Source organism: Mycobacterium sp. Root135 (genome assembly GCF_001426545.1).
Lineage (GTDB): Bacteria > Actinomycetota > Actinomycetes > Mycobacteriales > Mycobacteriaceae > Mycobacterium.
The window spans coordinates 632,345-650,322 of the sequence record NZ_LMEZ01000005.1; the positions used below are offsets into that span (position 1 = coordinate 632,345).

Annotated in this window: 15 protein-coding genes; 12 read left to right on the forward strand and 3 right to left on the reverse strand. The window is 67.2% G+C overall.

Going from position 1 to position 17,978, the window contains the following annotated elements; genetic code table 11:
- The first annotated feature begins 3 nt into the window (after nt 1-3).
- The 11 genes from ASD37_RS14105 (at nt 4) to ASD37_RS14155 (ending at nt 14,160) form a co-directional block, all read left to right on the forward strand.
- Complete coding sequence (locus ASD37_RS14105) at nt 4-1,557, forward strand: virulence factor Mce family protein (protein WP_056551749.1); 1,554 nt, start codon at nt 4-6, stop codon at nt 1,555-1,557.
- Nucleotides 1,527-2,144 carry a hypothetical protein gene (locus ASD37_RS14110; RefSeq protein WP_056551750.1) on the forward strand — a complete coding sequence of 206 codons (618 nt, stop codon included), beginning with the start codon at nt 1,527-1,529 and terminating at the stop codon, nt 2,142-2,144. Before ASD37_RS14105 ends, ASD37_RS14110 begins: the two co-directional genes overlap by 31 nt.
- Nucleotides 2,141-3,187 carry an RDD family protein gene (locus ASD37_RS14115; RefSeq protein WP_056551752.1) on the forward strand — a complete coding sequence of 349 codons (1,047 nt, stop codon included), beginning with the start codon at nt 2,141-2,143 and terminating at the stop codon, nt 3,185-3,187. The genes ASD37_RS14110 and ASD37_RS14115 overlap by 4 nt, the downstream gene beginning before the upstream one ends.
- Nucleotides 3,184-3,744: a hypothetical protein gene (locus tag ASD37_RS14120; protein ID WP_056551754.1), complete on the forward strand. Its 561-nt coding sequence runs from the start codon at nt 3,184-3,186 to the stop codon at nt 3,742-3,744. Before ASD37_RS14115 ends, ASD37_RS14120 begins: the two co-directional genes overlap by 4 nt.
- A complete protein-coding gene (locus ASD37_RS14125; protein ID WP_056551756.1) occupies nt 3,711-4,685 on the forward strand; it encodes a hypothetical protein in 975 nt (324 codons plus the stop codon). The genes ASD37_RS14120 and ASD37_RS14125 overlap by 34 nt, the downstream gene beginning before the upstream one ends.
- A gap of 13 nt (nt 4,686-4,698) precedes the next feature.
- Nucleotides 4,699-5,382, forward strand: coding sequence for a YoaK family protein (locus ASD37_RS14130; protein ID WP_056551758.1), 684 nt, complete (start codon nt 4,699-4,701; stop codon nt 5,380-5,382).
- Between the two features lie 340 nt (nt 5,383-5,722).
- Nucleotides 5,723-8,152: a hypothetical protein gene (locus ASD37_RS14135; protein WP_056551760.1), complete on the forward strand. Its 2,430-nt coding sequence runs from the start codon at nt 5,723-5,725 to the stop codon at nt 8,150-8,152.
- 177 nt (nt 8,153-8,329) lie between these two features.
- On the forward strand, nt 8,330-10,936 hold the full coding sequence (locus ASD37_RS14140; protein WP_200959898.1) for an ATP-binding cassette domain-containing protein: 2,607 nt from the start codon (nt 8,330-8,332) through the stop codon (nt 10,934-10,936).
- Nucleotides 10,936-11,940: an ABC transporter permease gene (locus tag ASD37_RS14145; protein ID WP_056551764.1), complete on the forward strand. Its 1,005-nt coding sequence runs from the start codon at nt 10,936-10,938 to the stop codon at nt 11,938-11,940. Before ASD37_RS14140 ends, ASD37_RS14145 begins: the two co-directional genes overlap by 1 nt.
- Before the next feature lie 80 nt (nt 11,941-12,020).
- On the forward strand, nt 12,021-13,070 hold the full coding sequence (locus ASD37_RS14150) for a substrate-binding domain-containing protein (RefSeq protein ID WP_082570136.1): 1,050 nt from the start codon (nt 12,021-12,023) through the stop codon (nt 13,068-13,070).
- A 46-nt stretch (nt 13,071-13,116) separates the two neighbouring features.
- The gene (locus ASD37_RS14155; protein ID WP_200959899.1) at nt 13,117-14,160 is read left to right on the forward strand and encodes a LacI family DNA-binding transcriptional regulator; all 1,044 of its coding nucleotides are present in this window, start codon (nt 13,117-13,119) and stop codon (nt 14,158-14,160) included.
- Here ASD37_RS14155 and ASD37_RS14160 read toward each other — a convergent pair whose 3' ends face one another.
- The 3 genes from ASD37_RS14160 to ASD37_RS14170 all read right to left on the reverse strand — a co-directional run bounded on the left by ASD37_RS14160 (nt 14,161) and on the right by ASD37_RS14170 (nt 17,449).
- Nucleotides 14,161-15,165 (reverse strand): phosphodiester glycosidase family protein, encoded by a 1,005-nt coding sequence (locus ASD37_RS14160; RefSeq protein ID WP_082570192.1) that lies wholly within the window; start codon nt 15,163-15,165, stop codon nt 14,161-14,163.
- Between the two features lie 240 nt (nt 15,166-15,405).
- The gene (locus ASD37_RS14165; RefSeq protein ID WP_056551768.1) at nt 15,406-16,707 is read right to left on the reverse strand and encodes a sorbosone dehydrogenase family protein; all 1,302 of its coding nucleotides are present in this window, start codon (nt 16,705-16,707) and stop codon (nt 15,406-15,408) included.
- A complete protein-coding gene (locus ASD37_RS14170) occupies nt 16,685-17,449 on the reverse strand; it encodes a pirin-like bicupin family protein (protein WP_056551769.1) in 765 nt (254 codons plus the stop codon). Before ASD37_RS14170 ends, ASD37_RS14165 begins: the two co-directional genes overlap by 23 nt.
- Nucleotides 17,450-17,519: 70 nt before the next feature.
- On the opposite strand from ASD37_RS14170, the gene ASD37_RS14175 reads away from it, so the two are divergent.
- A complete protein-coding gene (locus ASD37_RS14175; RefSeq protein WP_082570137.1) occupies nt 17,520-17,975 on the forward strand; it encodes a MarR family winged helix-turn-helix transcriptional regulator in 456 nt (151 codons plus the stop codon).
- The last annotated feature ends 3 nt before the right edge of the window (nt 17,976-17,978 follow it).

The window sequence follows — 17,978 nt, forward strand, 5'->3', positions numbered from 1 at the left end:
GCGATGCTGACCCGCTTCATCAAGATTCAGCTGGTGATCTTCACCATCCTGACGATCATCGCGTTGGTGGTCCTCGGCTGGTACTACCTGCGGCTGCCCAGCGTGGCGGGCATCGGGCAGTACGAGCTGAAGGCTCAACTGCCCCGGTCCGGTGGCCTCTACTCGACGGCCAACGTGACCTACCTGGGCACGCAGATCGGCAAGGTCACCGACGTCAAGCCCACCCCGACGGGCGTCGAGGCCACCATGAGCATCGACAGCAAGTACAAGATCCCCGCCGACGCGACGGCGAACGTGCACTCCGTCTCGGCGATCGGCGAGCAGTACCTGGACCTGGTGTCGACGGCCGACCAGCCGGGCAAGTATCTGGCCGCCGGGTCGACGATCTTGAACGGCACGGTGCCCAGCGAGGTCGGACCGGCTCTCGACAAGGCAAACGAGGGCCTCGCGGCCCTGCCGAAGGAGAAGATCGACTCTCTGCTGACCGAGACGTCTCAAGCCGTCGGCGGGCTTGGTCCCGCGCTGCAACGGTTGGTCGACTCGACCACCGCCATCGCCAGTGACTTCAAGGACAACCTCGGCCCCGTCAACGACATCATCAACAACTCGACGCCGATCCTGGACAGCCAGGTCAACTCGGGTGACGCGATCTCGCAGTGGGCCAGGAACCTGAACACCATTACGTCGCAGACCGCCGAGCAGGATCAGGCGCTGCGCAGTGGGCTGCAGCAGGCTGCCCCGACGGCCGATCAGCTCAACGCGGTGTTCGGCGACGTCCGAGAGGCGTTGCCGCAGACCCTGGCGAACCTCGCGATCGTCACCGACATGCTGAAGCGCTATCACGCGGGCCTCGAACAGGCGTTGGTGATCCTGCCCCAGGGTGCGACGGTCGCCCAGGCGGGCACCATCTTCCCCGGCGAGGGTCTGCTGCACTTCGGTCTGTCGATCAACCAGCCGCCGCCGTGTCTGACGGGCTTCCTTCCTGCTTCGGAATGGCGTTCCCCGGCCGACACGTCGACCAAGCCGCTGCCCGACGGGCTGTACTGCAAGATCCCGAAGGACTTCCAGGGCAACGTCGTCCGTGGTGCTCGCAACTACCCGTGTGCTGACGTGCCCGGCAAGCGCGCGGCGACGCCGGACGAGTGCCACAGCAACACGCCGTACGAGCCGATGGGCACCAACCCCTGGTACGGCGATCCGAACCAGATCCTGACGTGCCCGGCGGCAGGCGCGCGCTGCGACCAGCCGGTCAAGCCCGGTTACGTGGTGCCTGCACCGACGATTAACAACGGGCTCAACCCGTTGCCCGCCGATCAGTTGCCGCCGAAGCCACCGTCACCGCTGAGCGACCCGCTTACGGCCCCTGGCCAGGGCACGGTCGCCTGCAGTGGCCAGCAGCCCAACCCGTGTGTCTACACTCCGGCAGCAGGACCGACGGCGGTTTACACGCCGTCCAACGGTCAGGTCGTCGGACCCGACGGAGTCACGTACTCCGTCACCAACTCAAGTGATCCAGGAGAAAACGGATGGAAGGAGATGCTGGCACCAGCCGGCTGAACCCCCAAGACATCCCTAGCGAATCCGACGCGTCGGTGGAGTCCGACGCACAATCCGATCTTCAGCAGGACCTGGTGACCCGTCGACCCGAGCGGTTCGGCCGCGGGTGGCTCGTCGCAATCTGTCTGGCTCTGCTCGTCCTCACCGCGGGCGTGGGAGCCGGTGGCTATCTCGCGCTCAAGTCGCACGACCAGAGCGAAGCCATCGCCCGCGAGGACGCGATGGCGCTGCAGCGGGCCAAGGAGTGCGTCGAGGCAACCCAAGCCCCCGACATCGCGGCGATGACGGCCAGCCAGACCAAGGTCATCGAATGCGCCACCGGCGACTTCGGCGTGCAGGCCAACCTGTTCGCCAGCATGCTCGTCGAGGCCTATCAGGCGGCCAACGTCAAGGTTCAGGTGTCCGACATGCGCGGCGCCGTCGAGAAGCACAACGACGACGGTTCGGTGGACGTGCTGGTAGCGGTCCGGGTGAAGGTGACCAACTCCCAAGCCGCCGACCAGGAACAGGGATACCGCCTGCGCGTGAACATGGCGCCCGCCGACGGCACCTACAAGATAAACCGCCTGGACCAGGTCACCTCGTGACGGCCGTTCTGGACGACACCACCGAGACGACGACGGCGCCGGACGACGTCGTCCGCTTCGCGTCGTGGCCGGCACGGGCGGCCGCGCTGCTGCTCGACGTGCTGCCCGGCGTCGCCGTGGTCGCGACGATGGCGCTGCTGGCGTACACCACACCCGTCGGGGGCTGGCTCTGGTGGGTGTTCATGGCAGCGATGGCGGTCGCCGTCCTCGCCACGCTGGTGAACCGGTGGCTCCTGCCGTCGGTGGTCGGCGCGACGATGGGTCGCGCGGTCGCGAGCATTCGCGTCACGACGCCGACCGGGCAACCGGTGGGCAGCGTCCGCTTGATCGCGCGCGATTTCGCCCACCTCCTCGACACGGCGGCGTTGTTCGTAGGCTGGCTGTGGCCGCTTGGCGACAAGCGGCATCGGACGTTCGCGGATCTGTTGCTGCGCACCGAAGTTCGGGTCGTGGACGACGGCGCCGAGCCCTCGGGCCGCGACGTGCGACGGATCGCCGGTTCCGTGCTGCTGGCCGCGGCCGTGCTGTGCGCGGCCGGTGGCGGGTTGGGCTACCTCCAGGTGTTCCGCCAGGACCGAGCTCTCGAACACGCGCGCACCGAGATCGCGGAGCAGGGGCCGCGGATCGTCGAGCAATTGCTGAGCTACGGCACCAAGTCCGTCGTCGACGACTTCGCACGCGCGCAGGGGCTGGCCACCGACGGATATCGGCCCCAACTCGTCGCGCAGCAGCAGGCCGTCCAGAAGGCGGGCGTCACCGACAACGAATACTGGGCGGTGAGCAGCGCGGTGCTGTCGGTGACGCAGGATCGGGCGGCGATGCTGCTGGCCTTGCAGGGGCAACGCGGATCGGATCCGAACAACCTCAAGTTCATCACAGCCACCGTGCGGGCGGACTTCGAGAAGACGAACGACCGGTGGCAGGTCGCCGCTCTCACCGTTCTGAAGAAGCCGTTGACGGGTCAGAACGGCGCCCCGCAGCAAGCGGCGCCACCGCCGCCGCCGTCCCCAAAGCCGGCCCCGCCGAAGGGGTCTGGCCGATGAGCCCGCGGCGCAAGGTGGACGCCAACGAGCGGAACTTCTTCTCGGCTGGCGCAGCCACCACCAAGGCACCGCTGCGGTGGGGCCTCCCGTTGACGGCGATCCTGGCCTTCGTACTGGCGGCCGTCGCGATCGCGGGCAGCATCTTCATGGTCGCCGACCACGAGAGCGTGAAGCGGACCGAGGACAGGGACGCGTCCGCGCTGTTCTACGTGCGTGGCTTCATGACGGAGTACACCTCGTTGGATCCGTTCCACGCCAACGACTATGCGGACCGCATCCTCGCTCAGGGCACCGGCGACTTCGCAAAGTCGTTCAAGGAGAAGCTGAACGACATCGTGATTAGGGTCGCTCGGGCCGAACCCACCACGGGTGTCGTTCAAGAGGCCGGCATACAGCGGTGGAACGACAACGGCAGCGCAGACATCCTGGTGGCGACCAACGTGAAATCCACCGGACCCGACGGCAAGACGCCCATTGAGAGCGGAACCCGTTGGGTCATTACGACTATCGAGGAGGGACAGCAGTGGAAGATCAGTCAGCTGATTCAAGTGATCTGACCGCCGACGCTGCCGCCGCCTCAGTTCCGCAGGGCAAGGCGGGGCGCAGCCGCCACCGGTTGCCGCGGCAGAAGGCGCAACAGGTCGACCAGCCAGTTGAAACGACGGAAGCCGAGGAGGAGGCTCCCGCCGCCGACGAGCCTGCCGAGGTCGTGGCAGAGGAGACGGTGGAGGCCGACGAGGCAGACGTCGCAGAGGTCGGCGATGTCGAAGCGGTCGTGCCTGCCGAACCCAAGCGCCGCCGTCGTCCGCTGTGGAAGCGCGGCACGGCCGATGCCGAGCCGGTGGCCGCGGAGGCGGAGGCGGAGGCTCCCGAAACCTCTGACGTCGAAAGCGTTGACGCCGAAAGCGTTGACGCCGAAAGCGTTGACGTCGAGAGCGCCGAAGCCGAGGAGCTCGAAGAGGTCGTCCTCGTACCGCATCGCACGGCGGGACGCGCGCTCAAGCTCGTCGCGGTGGCTGCGGGTGTGCTGTTCGTCGGTGCGACTGCCTTCGCGGGCGCCGCAATTCAGCCCTACCTCGCGGATCGGGCAGCGGTGCAGACGAAGTTCGCGATCGCCGAGACCGCGGCCAGCGCCATCACCACGCTCTGGACCTACACGCCCGACGACATGGACAAGCTGCCCGAGCGCTCCGCGAAGTACCTCGGCGGCGACTTCGCGGCCGACTACAAGCGCTACATCGACGCGATCGTCGCGCCGAACAAGCAGGCTCAGGTCACCAACAACACGCAGGTCCTCGGCGCAGCGGTGGAGTCGTTGACGCCGACGGAGGCCACCGCGATCGTCTACACCAACTCGGTGGCGACCAGTCCGGTCACCAAGGGCATCCCGTCGTTGCGGTACCTGTCCTACCGGCTCACCATGAAGCCTCAGGGCAACCGCTGGCTGATCACGCAGATGGTCGCCGTGACGAAGCTGGACTTGACCCCACGCCTGTAGCCGCGGAGGTGCGATGGCCGTCGAATCCCCTGTCTCCCAACGGTTGACGGTCACCGCGCTGCTGTTGCTTACCTTCGCGACGGGGTTGGTCGACGCCGTCAGCGTGCTGATCCTCGGCCATGTGTTCGTGGCCAACATGACCGGCAACGTCATCTTCCTTGGCTTCTGGCTGGTGCCGCACTCCGGCGTCGACATGCTCGCCGCGGTGGTGGCGATCATCAGCTTCGTCGCCGGCGCGGTGATCGGGGGTCGGTTGGCCCGGCATCTCGACGCGAAGGTCCGCCGTTGGCTGGTGGTGGCGCTAGGGCTGGAAGTCGTCATGCTGGTGAGCCTTTCGGTGTTGGCCGGTACCGGTGTCTTGCAGTACACCGGTGGCGGCCGACTGATCCTCATCTCCGGGCTCGCCGTCGTGTTCGGCACCCAGAACGCGACCGCGCGCCAGTTCGGGGTGCAGGAACTCAGCACGACGGTGTTGACGCAGACCGTCGTCGGCATCGGGTTCGACAGCAGGCTTGCCGGCGGAACTGGCGAGCGGGAGAAGCTGCGGTACGGCGTCATCCTCGTCATGTGCACCGGTGCGGTGCTCGGTGCGACGTTGACGTTGTGGACCGTTGCGCCGGTCATCGCCCTCGCCGCAACGGTAGTCGCGACGAGCGCGGCGATCTTCGCCTTCGGGTCGGCTGGCAAGGCGACGTAACTGGGGCGGTGCCAATTGGCGACGGCGCCCGTCCGCAGCACACTGACGGCATTGCCGAGAACCGCGATATGCGGTGCAAGCGCGGATTCCCACAAGTATGGGCAAAGTCGCCACTGGCGCGCGTGGCGGTGACTGCTTACCTAGCTGGGCTCGGTTGCTTGCGAGGTAAGGAATCAGCGGAGGCGAAGACGGGCGATTGCCCTGTTGACGCGGCAGAAGTCGCGCGCGCGCTCGCTTGTGGGCTAACTGATGGCACCGTCAGCAATCTGCATTTTGCCGCCCGCGTAAGTGTTAATGTGCTGTGACTCAGCGCACAACGAGGATTGAAGGGTCAGGTCAGATGGCAGGGAGTCACCGCACCAAGAGTCGTCGGCAGTTCAGCGTGGCGCTCGTCAGCGCCGCCACAGCGACGGCCACGGCCCTGACCGTCGGTGTCCAACCGCCGCCCGACCCGGCCAAGCGTGTCCGCATCGAGGGCGTCGACCTGACCGCCGCGATCCAGTTGCTGCCGACGCACGACAAAGTTCCCGACATCACCGGTGGACTGGGAACGACGATCTACAACGGCGGCCAGGCGATTTCCGACGTCGTCATCAGGGCCGTCGTCAACGGCATCAAGCTCTCTGCACTCGCCCAGGCCGCCGGCGTCGACCCGAAGAGCCTGATCACCGGACTGCTCGCCGACCTGCCCGCCAACCTGCTCCCGGGCATTCTGGCGACGCTGTCCCTGGACATACCGCTGTTGGGCCCGGTCCTCGAGCAGCTGACCGGCGGTGACCTCGCACTGCTGACAAGCATCCTGGACCTGCTGCAGATCGACGAAGTCACCGGCGCCACCCTGACCGGCGTCCTCGCGCTGCTCGGTCTCGATCTCTCTGATCCATTGAATCTCTCCAACCTCAATGTTCCGGGTCTGAACGTCGTCACGTCGGGACCGGCCTTCGCGGCGCTGAAGATGCTCGGCATCGACCTCGGCTGGGTACCGGCACTGCCGAATTCGGTGGCCGCCGACATCAACGGCACCCCGTACGCCCGCCTGGGCGTGGACGGCGTCTTGGACCTTCTCTTGGGCGAATTGAAGAAGAGTCCACTCGGCGGGGCGCTAGCGCTGATCGCCCCGCTGACCAATCTGATCGCGAGCCTCTCCGATCAGATTCCCGACGTGATCGACGTCCGTGTCGTCCCCACCGTCGGAATGGGTTTCGGAGCCTTCGCCGCAGCCATGGCGTATGAGAAGGTGCTCGCCGATCTCTCCATGCAACCCGGCGGTCTGGACCACGTCTTCGGCGCCGATCCGATACTTGGCAGCCTCACCATCCTGCCGCTGATCCTGATTAACAACCCGGCCCGCCCCGACGGCGGCGCGCTCGCCCGATTCGGGCCCCTGGCCGCGCTCTTCGGCATCAACACCGTCAACCCCACGACCCATGCCGCCAACAACGGTGACGACGATCCGTTGAACATCCCCGTTCTGGGAACCGGTGTCGAACTCGGCCATGCGAATCTGCTGCCGATTCTGATCGACGCCACCTACGAGTACCAACCGCTCTCAGACTTGGCCTCGTGGCCCAACCCCTTCACACTGCTCAACAACCTGGCGGCCGGCCTGTCGCCGACGTACATGCTGCGCGGACTGAACCTGGACCTCGACGGGCTCACCGACCAGATCCTCGAGGGTGTGGGTGCCGCCGTCGACGGAATCGATCCCGCCGACCCCAAGTCGGCATTGGCGATCAACCTGTACCTGACGCTGCACTCGGCGACGTTGCCGATGTTGGAGCCGCTCTACCTGACGTCGGACGTGCTCAACATCGTGGGACTCAACCCGTTGGCGCAGATTCCGATGCGATTGGCCAATGCCCTTGCGCCCGCGCTGCGCATCCTCACCGACGCGGGATACGCCAACACAGTGCGCAACCCCGACGGCACCTACGAACGAGACTTCTCGCAGGCGGGTACCGAGGTGCCGTTCTTGTCCTTCCCGAAACTGAACCCCGGCCTGGTGCTCAGCGACGCCTTCAACGCGTTGGTGGCCGGTTTCCAGAAGGAACTCGGACCCAACCCGACTGCGGGTACGCCGAACGTCCTGGCCAACATCCTGAAAGCTCTGCTCAAGGGCGACCTGCTCGATGGGCTGGGCGTGCTCAAGGCCCCGCTGGCCACCCCTAAGACCACGGCCCTGTCCAAGACCGCGGCGGAAGACGTTCCTTCCGCCAACGCTCAACTGCTCAGTGTCGTCCCTTCGGGTGGGGACGCCCCGAAGGGTGCTGCGCCCGAACAGAATTCGAAGTTCGGGGATATTCAGCCGGTCAGTGGTGAGACCACCCCTGCGGCAGGCGAGAAGACTCCGGCCGCCGGCGAGGAGACCCCCGGCGATGAGGGCGACAAGGAGACCTCCGGCGCGGAGGACGACAAGACTCCGGTCGTAGGTGACAAGACGCCCGCTGCCGGCGACAAGACTCCGGATGCCGGCGACAAGACGCCCGCTGCCGGCGACAAGACTCCGGATGCAGGGGACAAGGCTCCGGCCGCGAACGAGGACCCGAAGCCTGCTTCAGGACCCAAACATGCCAAGCCAGAGGGGGATTCGACGCCGTCGGTCAGTGTCAAGACCGGCAAGACGAATGCGCCGAAGCATGCCAAGCCGCAGAAGCCGAATGCCGCCGGCGTGAAGACCGGCGTCAAGGCTGGCGCGGACAAGACGACCTCGGACAAGACGGCGTCGGACAAGACCGGTGCGGACGGCGGGTCGGCCGACAAGGCGGCCTAAGGCCACTCGACGGCGAGGCGACTCGGCAGGGCGCTCGCGGGACGTCGCCGCCACCGGTTGGTGGCCGCAACGTTTCGTCGGCACCAACCTCACGAAAACGTTTACGTAAACGTTTTCATGGCCTAGTGTCACAAGTCACAACGCCCCGGGGCGTCAGTTCGAAGATGGGGATCACCAGTGAGTAGTACCTCTCGCGCCCACGAAGTGGGCGGCGGTGCGACCGTGGACGACCGAGGTGGGATCAGAGCCGAGCTCGTCGGAGCGTCGAAGCGCTTCGAGAGCGTCTACGCCGTTCGGGACGTGTCCCTGCAGATCAGGTCCGGCGAAGTGCTGGCCCTGGTGGGCGAGAACGGCGCTGGCAAGAGCACCTGCGTGAAGATGCTTGGCGGGGTCTACCACCCCACCGAGGGGGTGGTCCGGGTCGGCGGCGTCGACGTCGACCTGCGCACGCCGCTCGACGCGCAGCACCTCGGCATCGCCGTCGTTCACCAGCACCCTGGGTTGTTCCCCGACCTGCCGATCTACGAGAACGTCTACGCCGGAAGGCCTCTCACCAATCGCTTCGGTCTGCTGGACCACGCCAGGATGAGCCAGGAGGCACGCCGGTGGCTGGAGGTCCTCGGCCTGCGGGTCGACCCGGCGATGACCACCGGCGAGCTGAACACCTCCGAACAGCAGTTGGTGGAGATTGCGAAGGCGCTGGCCTTCGACGCCACCATCCTGATCCTCGACGAACCCACCGCGTCGCTGACGATCGGTGAGACGCAGCGGCTGTTCTCGGTCATCGAAGACCTCAAGGAGCGTGGCGTGGCCATGCTCTTCGTCGGCCACCGCCTCGAAGAGATCGTGGCCATCTCCGATCGGGTCACGGTGATGCGGGACGGTCGGTGGGTCGCCGACCTGGTCACTGCCGACGTCGACCAGCACCGGATCGTCGAGCTGATGGTCGGCCGCGAGCTGACCGACATCTATCCGTCCAAGACCGCAACCATCGGCGAAGTCGTCCTCAAACTGTCCAATCTCGGTGTCACGGGCCACTTCTCGGACATCAGCCTCGACGTGCGCGCCGGTGAGATCGTCGGCCTGGCCGGCCTCGTCGGCGCGGGACGCACCGAAGTCGCCCGGGCCGTCTTCGGCATCGACAAGCCCGCCGCCGGCGAGATCGAACTGGACGGGCAAGTGGTGCGGATCGGGTCGCCCGCGGCCGCCCTCGCGCACGGCATCGCCTACGTCTCGGAGGACCGCCGCGGACAGAGCATCGTTGAGGACTTCTCGATTCTCGACAACGCCACCCTGCCCGTCATCGACCAGGCGTCGCGCTTCGGTCTGATCCGGCACCGCGCCGAATTCGCGCTGGTGGACGGCCCGTTGCAGCGCATGCAGCTCAAGTTCAGGAGCTACGCCCAGCCCATCGGCAACCTGTCCGGCGGCAATCAGCAGAAGGTGGTGCTGGCCAAGTGGCTGGCGACCAACCCGCGGTTGCTCATCCTCGACGAGCCCACCCAGGGCGTCGACATCCAGGCCAAGGCCGAGGTCCACCACATCATCGCCGAGTTGGCGCAGCAGGGTCTGGCCATCCTGATGATCTCGTCGGACATGCCCGAGCTGCTGGGTACCTGCGACCGGATCTACGTGATGCACCAGGGCAAGATCACCGCGGAGTTCGACGCCGAGCACGCCAACCAGATCGACATCGGTTTGGCGGCAACGGGTCTGCTCGACTCTGGGCGGGAAGTCGGTGCCACCTCCAGCGCCGACCTCGAGGTCATCAAGGCCCGTGAGGAATCCGAGGTGGTGAGCGTCGGCGAGGGCCGGCGGTCGGGGTGGCGCAAGGTCGTCGCCAGGCGCGAGGTCGGACTGCTCGCCGCGGTGATCGCGATCCTGGTGCCGCTGGGGTTCATCAACCCAAACCTGGTCAGCCCATCCAACATTGGCGACCTCGGCGTGACGACCGCTCTCTACGGAGTGGCGTGCCTCGGTCAGATGGTGGTGATGCTGACCCGCAACATCGACCTCTCCCAAGGTTCGGTCATCGGATTGTCCGCCTACGTCGCGGCCTGGTTCATGAGTTCCCAGCCGGACGCACCCGTCGTCGTCGGAATCCTCATCGCCGTCGGGGTCGGGGTCGCGTGCGGTGCGTTCAACGGTGTGATCGTCGCCTACGGCCGGGTGCCGTCCATCGTCGTCACGCTCGGAACACTGGCGATCTTCCGCGGGATCGACGCCATCCTGTCCAACGGCCGACAGATCTCGTCGGGCATGGTCCCGCCCGGCTGGCTGGCGTGGACGGCGGGGCGGCTCTTCGGCGTCTCGCTTCTGGTGTACATCGGGCTGGCGCTGTTCGTCCTGTTCGCAATCTTCCTGCGCACCACGCGTTTTGGCCGCGACATCTACGCCACCGGCTCGAATCCGGCCGGCGCCGACCTGATCGGCATCAAGACCCAGGCGCGCACGTTCGCCGCCTTCGTCATCTCCGGCACGCTGGCCGGGTTCGCGGGAGCGATGTGGGCGTCCCACTTCGCCACCGTCGACGGCCAGCTCGCCTACGGGTTGGAGCTCACGCTCGTCGCCTCGGTCGTGGTCGGCGGGGTCTCCCTGCGGGGCGGCGCCGGGACCGTCCTCGGCGTCCTGCTCGGCACCGTCACGCTGATCATCATCCAGAACGCCATCACGGTCGCCAGGATCAATCCGTCCTACCTGCAGGCCTTCTTCGGTGGCGCGATCCTGCTCACCGTCTTGATCGACACGCTGCTCTCGCGACGCGGCACCCGAGGAGCACGCTGATGTGGGGCACCGTCACGGCCAAACTCCGGTCCTGGGAATTCATCCTCCTCGTCCTGGTCGTCGTGGTCCTGCTGGTCGCCGCGACCCTGGTGCCGGGCTTCACCAGGCCGTTCAGCATCTCCACCGGTCTGGCCACCTTCGCCCCCGCGGCGTTGATGGCGCTGCCGCTGGCGCTGCTGGTGATCGTTCGCGACATCGACATCTCCGTGGCGAGCATCGCCGGACTCTCCTCCGTCGCCGCGGGTCTGGCCATCGAAGCGGGACAGTCGGTTCCGGTGGTCATCGTGGCGGCCCTGGTCACGGGCCTGCTCTGCGGTGCGGTCAACGGCTTCTTCGTCGCAGTGATGGGACTGCCCGCCCTGCTGGTGACGCTCGGGACCCTGGCCCTGTTCCGCGGGCTGTGTTATGTCCTCCTCGGGGGGACGCCCATCTCGCCGCTCCCGGAATTCTTCACCGTGCTCGGCAACGACAACATTCCCGGCTTCGTGGTCCCCTGGGCGATCGTGCCCTTCCTGGTGCTCGCCGTGGTCTTCGGAATCGTCCTGCACCGCAGCACCGTCGGACGGCGCATCTACGCCATCGGCGGCAACCCGGAAACCGCCCGCTACAGCGGCATTCGCGTCGCGCGCATCCGGTTCATCCTCTTCGTCGTCTCCGGTGTGGTGTCCGGCCTGGCCGGGATGATCTACATGGGCATCACCAGCCAGGTCGCGCCGGACGGCGCTCAGGGCCTCGAGCTCGACGTGATCACGGTCGTGTTCCTGGCCGGGGTCAGCGTGCTCGGCGGCAAGGGACGGATCACCGGCGTCGTACTCGCCAGCATCCTGATTCTGGCGCTCCGCAAATCACTGCAGCTGATGAACGTCAGCGGCTACACCCAGGGCATCGCGGTCGGCGGCGTGCTGATCGCGTCGTTGCTGGTCACCAACCTCTCGCAACGCTTCTTCGGCGCCGTCCGCGAGCGTCGCCGCCCCGCCTCTCAGCTGGGGGCCGACACCACGTGACCCCGCGTCATCCCCGCACACCTCGACAGCCGGTTGCCACGACCCGTGGCCGCCGTACTCACCCCTTGAAAGGACTCCCCATGAATCGATCGGCCCTCACCCTGGCGGTTGGAGCGACGGCAATGCTGACGCTCTCGCTGACCTCCTGTGCTTCCGACGGCGGCGGATCCGGCGAGAGCGGCGCGAACAACGCCGCAGGCAAGTGCGTCGAGGGCCCGATCAAGATCGGCCTCATTCCCAAGCTGGGCACCGACCCCTACATGGTGACGGTGCAGAAGGCCGTCGAGGCCGCCGCCGCCAAGGACGGGTCGACGGTCATCTACACCTCGCCAAGCGACGCGACCGGCGCGGCGCAGATCCCCTTCGTCAACCAGTTGATCTCCCAGGGCGTCGACGTCATCGCGATCTCCGGCAGCGACCTGAACAGTGCGTCGGCCGCCTTGGCCAAGGCGAAGCAGGCGGGCATCAAGGTCATCTCCTGGGACTCCGACGTCGCGCCAGACTCCCGCGCGTTCTTCCTGAACCAGGCCGACACCAGCAAGATCGGTGACCAGATGCTGGCGTCGCTGTCCGACATGATCGGCGGCGAGGGCGAGTTCGCGATCCTGTCCTCCACCCAGACGGCGGTCAACCAGAACGCGTGGATCGCCAGCATCAAGGACAAGCTGGCCAACGACGCCAAGTACTCCAAGATGAAGCTCGTCACGGTGGCGTACGGCGAGGAGAAGGCCGACGTCAACGCGCAGAAGGCCAAGGAACTCGTCCAGGCGTACCCGAACCTCAAGGGCATCATCGTCCCCGCGGGCATCGGCCTGCCCGCCGCTGCCGAGGCGCTGTCGCAGAGCGGTGACCTGGGTCGCGTGAAGATCTCCGGCCTCGGACCGGTGACGCTGGTCAAGCAGTACATCGACACCGGCAACGTGCAGGACGTGTGGTGGAACGTGCAGAACCTCGGCACGCTGACCTTCGCCACCGCGGAGCAGTACGCCCGGTGCAAGATCGAGCCGAAGGAAGGCACGTCCTACGAGGTCGACGGCCTCGGCAAGTTCACCGTCGGCGAGAACGGCACGGTGCTGCTGGGCGAGCCGACCATCGTCACCCCCGAGAACGTGAAGGACTTCCCGTTCTGATCGGTCCGAGCAGCGGCTAACGAGTCGAGTCGGGGGATGCCGTGCGGTGTCCCCCGACTCGGGGCTGAGGGGAGAAGTTCGCCTGTCCACCATCAAGGACGTCGCACGGCTCGCCGGGGTGTCGGTCGCGACCGTGTCACACGTCCTGAACGGCACCCGATTCGTCAGCGTCCCCACCCGCGAGCGCGTGGAGGACGCGGTTGCCACCCTGGGCTACGTCAGCAATTCGGCGGCGGCGTCGCTGCGCTCGGGGCGCACCCAGACCTTCGGACTCGTCATGTCGGCGGTGATGAACCCGTATTTCAACGAAGTCGTCACCTCCATCGAAAGGGCAACGGTCGCAAGCGGATACAGCTTGCTGCTGGCTGACCACCGCGACGAGGCGGAGCTGGAATACCGGGCGGTGCTCAACCTGGGGACCCACAAGGTCGACGGCTTGTTGTTGCAGCCGTCGGCGGATCCGAGCCGGGCCGTGGAGTTCCTCCAGGAACGATCCGTGCCCACCGTCTTCGTCGACCGCTTCGACACCAGTGGTGGGGCCGACGGGTACGACTTCGCGGGAACCGAAAACCACGACGCCACAGTCGAAGTCGTCAGGCACCTGATCGAGCATGGCCATCGCCGGGTCGGGATGGTGTCCGGCCAAGCGGGGAGTTCGACGACCGAGGAACGCATCGCCGGGTACCGGGCCGCGCTCGACGCCGCGGGCCTGCCCCATGACCGCGCGTTGATCGAGCCGGGCCATTCCGACGAGAAGCTGGCCGAGCGGGCCACCCACCGCTTGCTGGATCTCGACGATCCGCCGACGGCTCTGTTCTCCGGCAACAACCGGATGACGATCGGGATCATGCAGGCGCTGCGCACCCGCGGAATCGTCCCGCCGGAGGGAATCGCCCTGGGCGTCTTCGACGACTTTCCCTGGGCCGACCTGTTTCTCCCGCGCTTGACCTGCGCCGCGCAACGCGCCGAGGAGATCGGCGTCGCCAGCGTCGACTTGCTGCTGCGCCGGATCGCCGAGCCCGACCGTCCCGCCGAGACGGTGCGGTTTCCCACCGACTTCCGGCGCCGCAACTCCTGCGGCTGCCACTGATCAGCTGAAGGCGAGCCAGCTCGGCAGGGCACGCTCGCGGGAGTCGCACAGCACGGCCATCGTGTCGCACGAGCCCTTGGGAACCCCTGCGCCCGCCCACATGCCGCCGCTGTCCCGGCGCAACACGACCGCCGACGAGCCGCCGCCGTCGAGCAGGATGGCGGTGTCGCTGCCCAGTCCGCGGAACAGATCCTGGATCTGGTCGGGCGTGTAGCTGCCACCCTGGAAGACGTACATCTCGTCGCGATCCCTGGCGTAGGCGATGGCCGTGCGGGCGGCGCTGGGACCGGGGTCGTTCAGCTGGCCGGTGGCCCCAGGTGCCAACAGCCCCAGCCCGCTGACGGCGACGAAGCGGGTGCCCTTGTCCACCAGATCCTTGACGACCGGGGTGGCCGCGTCGTAGTCGTCGGCCGCGCGGGGTGGCACGACGAACGGGGCGCCGCCGACGGGCAGGATCATCGTCGTCAACGCGGTCCACACCTCGTCGCCGCCGGAGAGCGCCTGCTTGCCCGCGTAGGCCAGGGTCCCGGTGACCGCGGCGTTGGCAGGCCCGCCGCCGCGGGTGTTGTCGAAGTACGCCCCAAGCGGCGAGCTGCAGCCGGTCGACTTCCAGGAGCCACCCCGTTGGCCGCGCACGTCGAAGAAGTTGGCGTTGATCGCGATCGTCGGTTTGCCGAGCGCCTGCCACGCCTGGATGGGGGTGAAGGTCTCCGAGGCTTGCAGCAGGCCCTCGCTGGTGCGGGCGCCAGGCGTCGATTCGCAGCGGGCCTGATAGCCGCGATGGGAATCGACGAGTAGCCGGGGCGTCAGCCGCTGGGATGCCGACTTGATGATCATCAGCCGGCCGCCGCTGCCCACCTCATACCGGCTGCCCGCGGCGTTGAGCATCGGAGCGGGGTTGTTGCCACCGAAGTTGTAGACCAGGTAGGAGCCCCGCGTGTTCGCGATGGCGCTCGCGAGCAGTTCGCGCCCGTCAGCGGCCCGCGCGGTGGGGGCGGTACCCATGGTCGCCAGGACCGCAGCTAGCGCCGCGGTCGTCGCCGAGGCGACGAGACGACGGAGGTTGACTGCGGTACCAGGCACGGAGAGCCCCCATCGGATGATTGCCACGACCTGCTCGAGGGCACGTACTAGCAATCACAGCCGACCCACAGTCGGCTTTGGTCACGTCACCGACACGATTCGGCAACGACCGTTTGCCGGCACGCCTCTGGTGGGTTTGCCGGCGACCTTCAGGGCAACGTCTCAGCGACCGGGGGGCGCGACCCGGTAGATGGCGTCGGCCGCGTCGTCGGTGACGTAGACGGCGCCGTCGGGTCCGACCACTGCGGCGACGGGCCGGCCCCACCGCGTCCCGTCCGCGGCCTGGAACCCGCCGACGAGCGTCTGTTGGTTGCCGAGGGTGCCGTTCTGCCAGGGGAAGAAGGACACCTCGGGTGCCCGCGGTGGTTGCCGGTTCCACGAACCGTGTACGCCGACCAACGCCCCCTTGTCGTACGGCGCCGGCAGGACGCCGTCGACGAAGGCCATTCCGAGCGGCGCCGAGTGTGCGCCCATGCTCTGCTCGATGGGCGGCAGCGTCGCGCAGTCGAGCTTCGACCCGTCGGCGTTGGTCTGCACGTCGCGGATGAGCGGCAGGTTGGCCGGACCGCCGTTGGGATTGCAATATGGCCAACCCAATTCACGGCCCGGGGTCAGCTTGGCGAGGGATTCCGGGGGATGGTCGTTGACGTAGTCGGGCACCACCTGGCCGTAGGACGGACCTTGGTCGGGCACCTCCACGTTGTCGCGGTTGTTGACCGCGGTCCACACGGCGCCGTCGGGTGCGACGGCCAGTCCGGTGCCGTTGCGGACGCCGGTCGCGAACGGCGCGTAGGGCCCACCGCCAGGCGGAACCCGCATCACGGTGGCCCGCTGGGGGTTGGCGGCGCGGTCCTCGGCGGAGATGTTTCCGGTCGATCCGATCGAAAAGTACACGGCACCATCGGGTCCCACGGCGACGCTCTTCAGCGCGTGAGAGTAGGCGCCGCGGAGGTCGGGGCTCTTCGCGTCGGGAAGATCAGCCGCGACGGTGCGTTCGGGCGTGGCCTTGCCGTCGGCGTAGGCGAAGGCGTCGACCTGATCGCTTTCGGCGATGAAGAGCGTGGAGCCCTGGAAGGCCAGGCCGTGGGGCTGATTCATGCCGTTGACGAGGAGTTGCATCTGCGGGCCCAACCCCGAGGGTTCGATCCGGATCACCTGCCCGGCGCTGGGCAGCGAGACCAGCAGGGCGCCGTCCGGCGCCCAGACCGCCAACCGCGGCTTGGGCACCCTAGCCCAGACCGACATCGTCCAGCCCTTGGGCACCAAGGCCTTTCGCGGTTCGTCGAATGGCTCGGCGGCGAGATCGCCGGAGACCTGAACCGTCACCTCGTCGAGACCGGCTGCGCTGGGCGCCTGGCTCCCGGTGGTGGTGGTCTCCGACGCCGGCGGGGCGCTCGTGGAGCACCCCGCCAGCAGTAGGACGCCGACTAGAGCAAAAGCCTTATGCCGCAGACAAACTCGCATGCATCTCCCAGACCAGGATCTCCGACGGTTCGGTCGCGGTGATCCGCTGGCCGCCCGATGCCGTGAAGCGCACGGCGTCGCCTTCGTGCAGTGGGCCCGCGCCCTCGAGTACGACCTCGCCCCGGGGGACGAACAAATGCAGGTACGGGGCCTGCGGCAACTCGACGGTGTCGCCGGGCTCCAGCCGCGCGCCGCGAAGGGCTGCGTACTTGTTGCTTATGGTGATCGCGGCGTCGTCGGCGTACTCGGGCATGCCGGAGGCGATGGTCACCAACTTGCCGCGCAGCGCCTCGTCGTCGATCTCGAGCTGCTGGTAGCCGGGCGTGATGCCGGATTCGTCGGGCACCACCCACATCTGGACGAAGTGGACGGGGTCGGCGTGCGTGGCGTCGCCGGTGAGCGTCCACGAGTCGTTCTTCTCGGAGTGCAGGATGCCTCGACCGGCCGACATCCGTTGCGCCAGACCGGGATAGATCACACCCGAGTGGCCGGTGGAGTCCTGGTGCACCAGCGATCCGCGCAGCACCCAGGTGACGATCTCCATGTCTCGGTGCGGGTGGGTGTCAAAACCCCTGCCGGGCTTGACGACGTCGTCGTTGTTGACCAGCAGCAGGCCGTGGTGGGTGTTGTTCGGGTCGTAGTTCCCGCCGAACGAGAAGGAATGCTTGGAGTCCAGCCAGGAGATCTTGGTGGCGGAGCGATCCTGTGCGCGTCGGACGTCGACGATGTCGGTCGTGGTCATGAAGAGCTCCTCGGGCGTCGTCGCCAGCCTAGGTGGCCGGCACTGGACAGGACAACTTAGATGATGTGTCATATATTCCATGTGGCTTTCCGAGGAGCAGCAGCGGGCGTGGCGTAACTACCTGTCGATGAGCGCTCGACTACAGGTGGAGATGAACCGACAGCTGCAGCGCGACTGCGGACTCTCACTCGCCGACTACGACGTGCTCGTCGCGCTCGACGAACTCGCGGTGTGCCGGGTCAACGAACTCGGGGAGCGCCTCGGCTGGGAGCAGAGCAGGCTGTCGCACCAGCTCAGACGCATGCGGACCAGGGGACTCGTCGACCGTCGCGGCGCCGACGACGACCGACGAGGCGCCACCGTCGAGCTGACCGACGCCGGTCGGACCGCGCTGCAGACCGCCGCGCCTGCGCACGTCGAGTTCGTCCGCGACGTCGTCTTCGACGGCGTGAGCGCCGCCGAACTGCGGGCACTCGACAGCTGGACCTCGCAGGTCCTGTCACGGCTGGACGGAGGGTCTGCTTAATCT

What these genes read in the sequence shown, in the direction of transcription:
- ASD37_RS14105 (WP_056551749.1), top strand. Translation starts at nt 4, where the DNA reads ATGCTGACCCGCTTCATCAAGATTCAGCTGGTGATCTTCACCATCCTG.
- ASD37_RS14110 (WP_056551750.1), top strand. Translation starts at nt 1,527, where the DNA reads ATGGAAGGAGATGCTGGCACCAGCCGGCTGAACCCCCAAGACATCCCT.
- ASD37_RS14120 (WP_056551754.1), top strand. Translation starts at nt 3,184, where the DNA reads ATGAGCCCGCGGCGCAAGGTGGACGCCAACGAGCGGAACTTCTTCTCG.
- ASD37_RS14130 (WP_056551758.1), top strand. Translation starts at nt 4,699, where the DNA reads ATGGCCGTCGAATCCCCTGTCTCCCAACGGTTGACGGTCACCGCGCTG.
- ASD37_RS14135 (WP_056551760.1), top strand. Translation starts at nt 5,723, where the DNA reads ATGGCAGGGAGTCACCGCACCAAGAGTCGTCGGCAGTTCAGCGTGGCG.
- ASD37_RS14145 (WP_056551764.1), top strand. Translation starts at nt 10,936, where the DNA reads ATGTGGGGCACCGTCACGGCCAAACTCCGGTCCTGGGAATTCATCCTC.
- ASD37_RS14150 (WP_082570136.1), top strand. Translation starts at nt 12,021, where the DNA reads ATGAATCGATCGGCCCTCACCCTGGCGGTTGGAGCGACGGCAATGCTG.
- ASD37_RS14160 (WP_082570192.1), bottom strand. Translation starts at nt 15,165, where the DNA reads ATGGGTACCGCCCCCACCGCGCGGGCCGCTGACGGGCGCGAACTGCTC.
- ASD37_RS14165 (WP_056551768.1), bottom strand. Translation starts at nt 16,707, where the DNA reads ATGCGAGTTTGTCTGCGGCATAAGGCTTTTGCTCTAGTCGGCGTCCTA.
- ASD37_RS14170 (WP_056551769.1), bottom strand. Translation starts at nt 17,449, where the DNA reads ATGACCACGACCGACATCGTCGACGTCCGACGCGCACAGGATCGCTCC.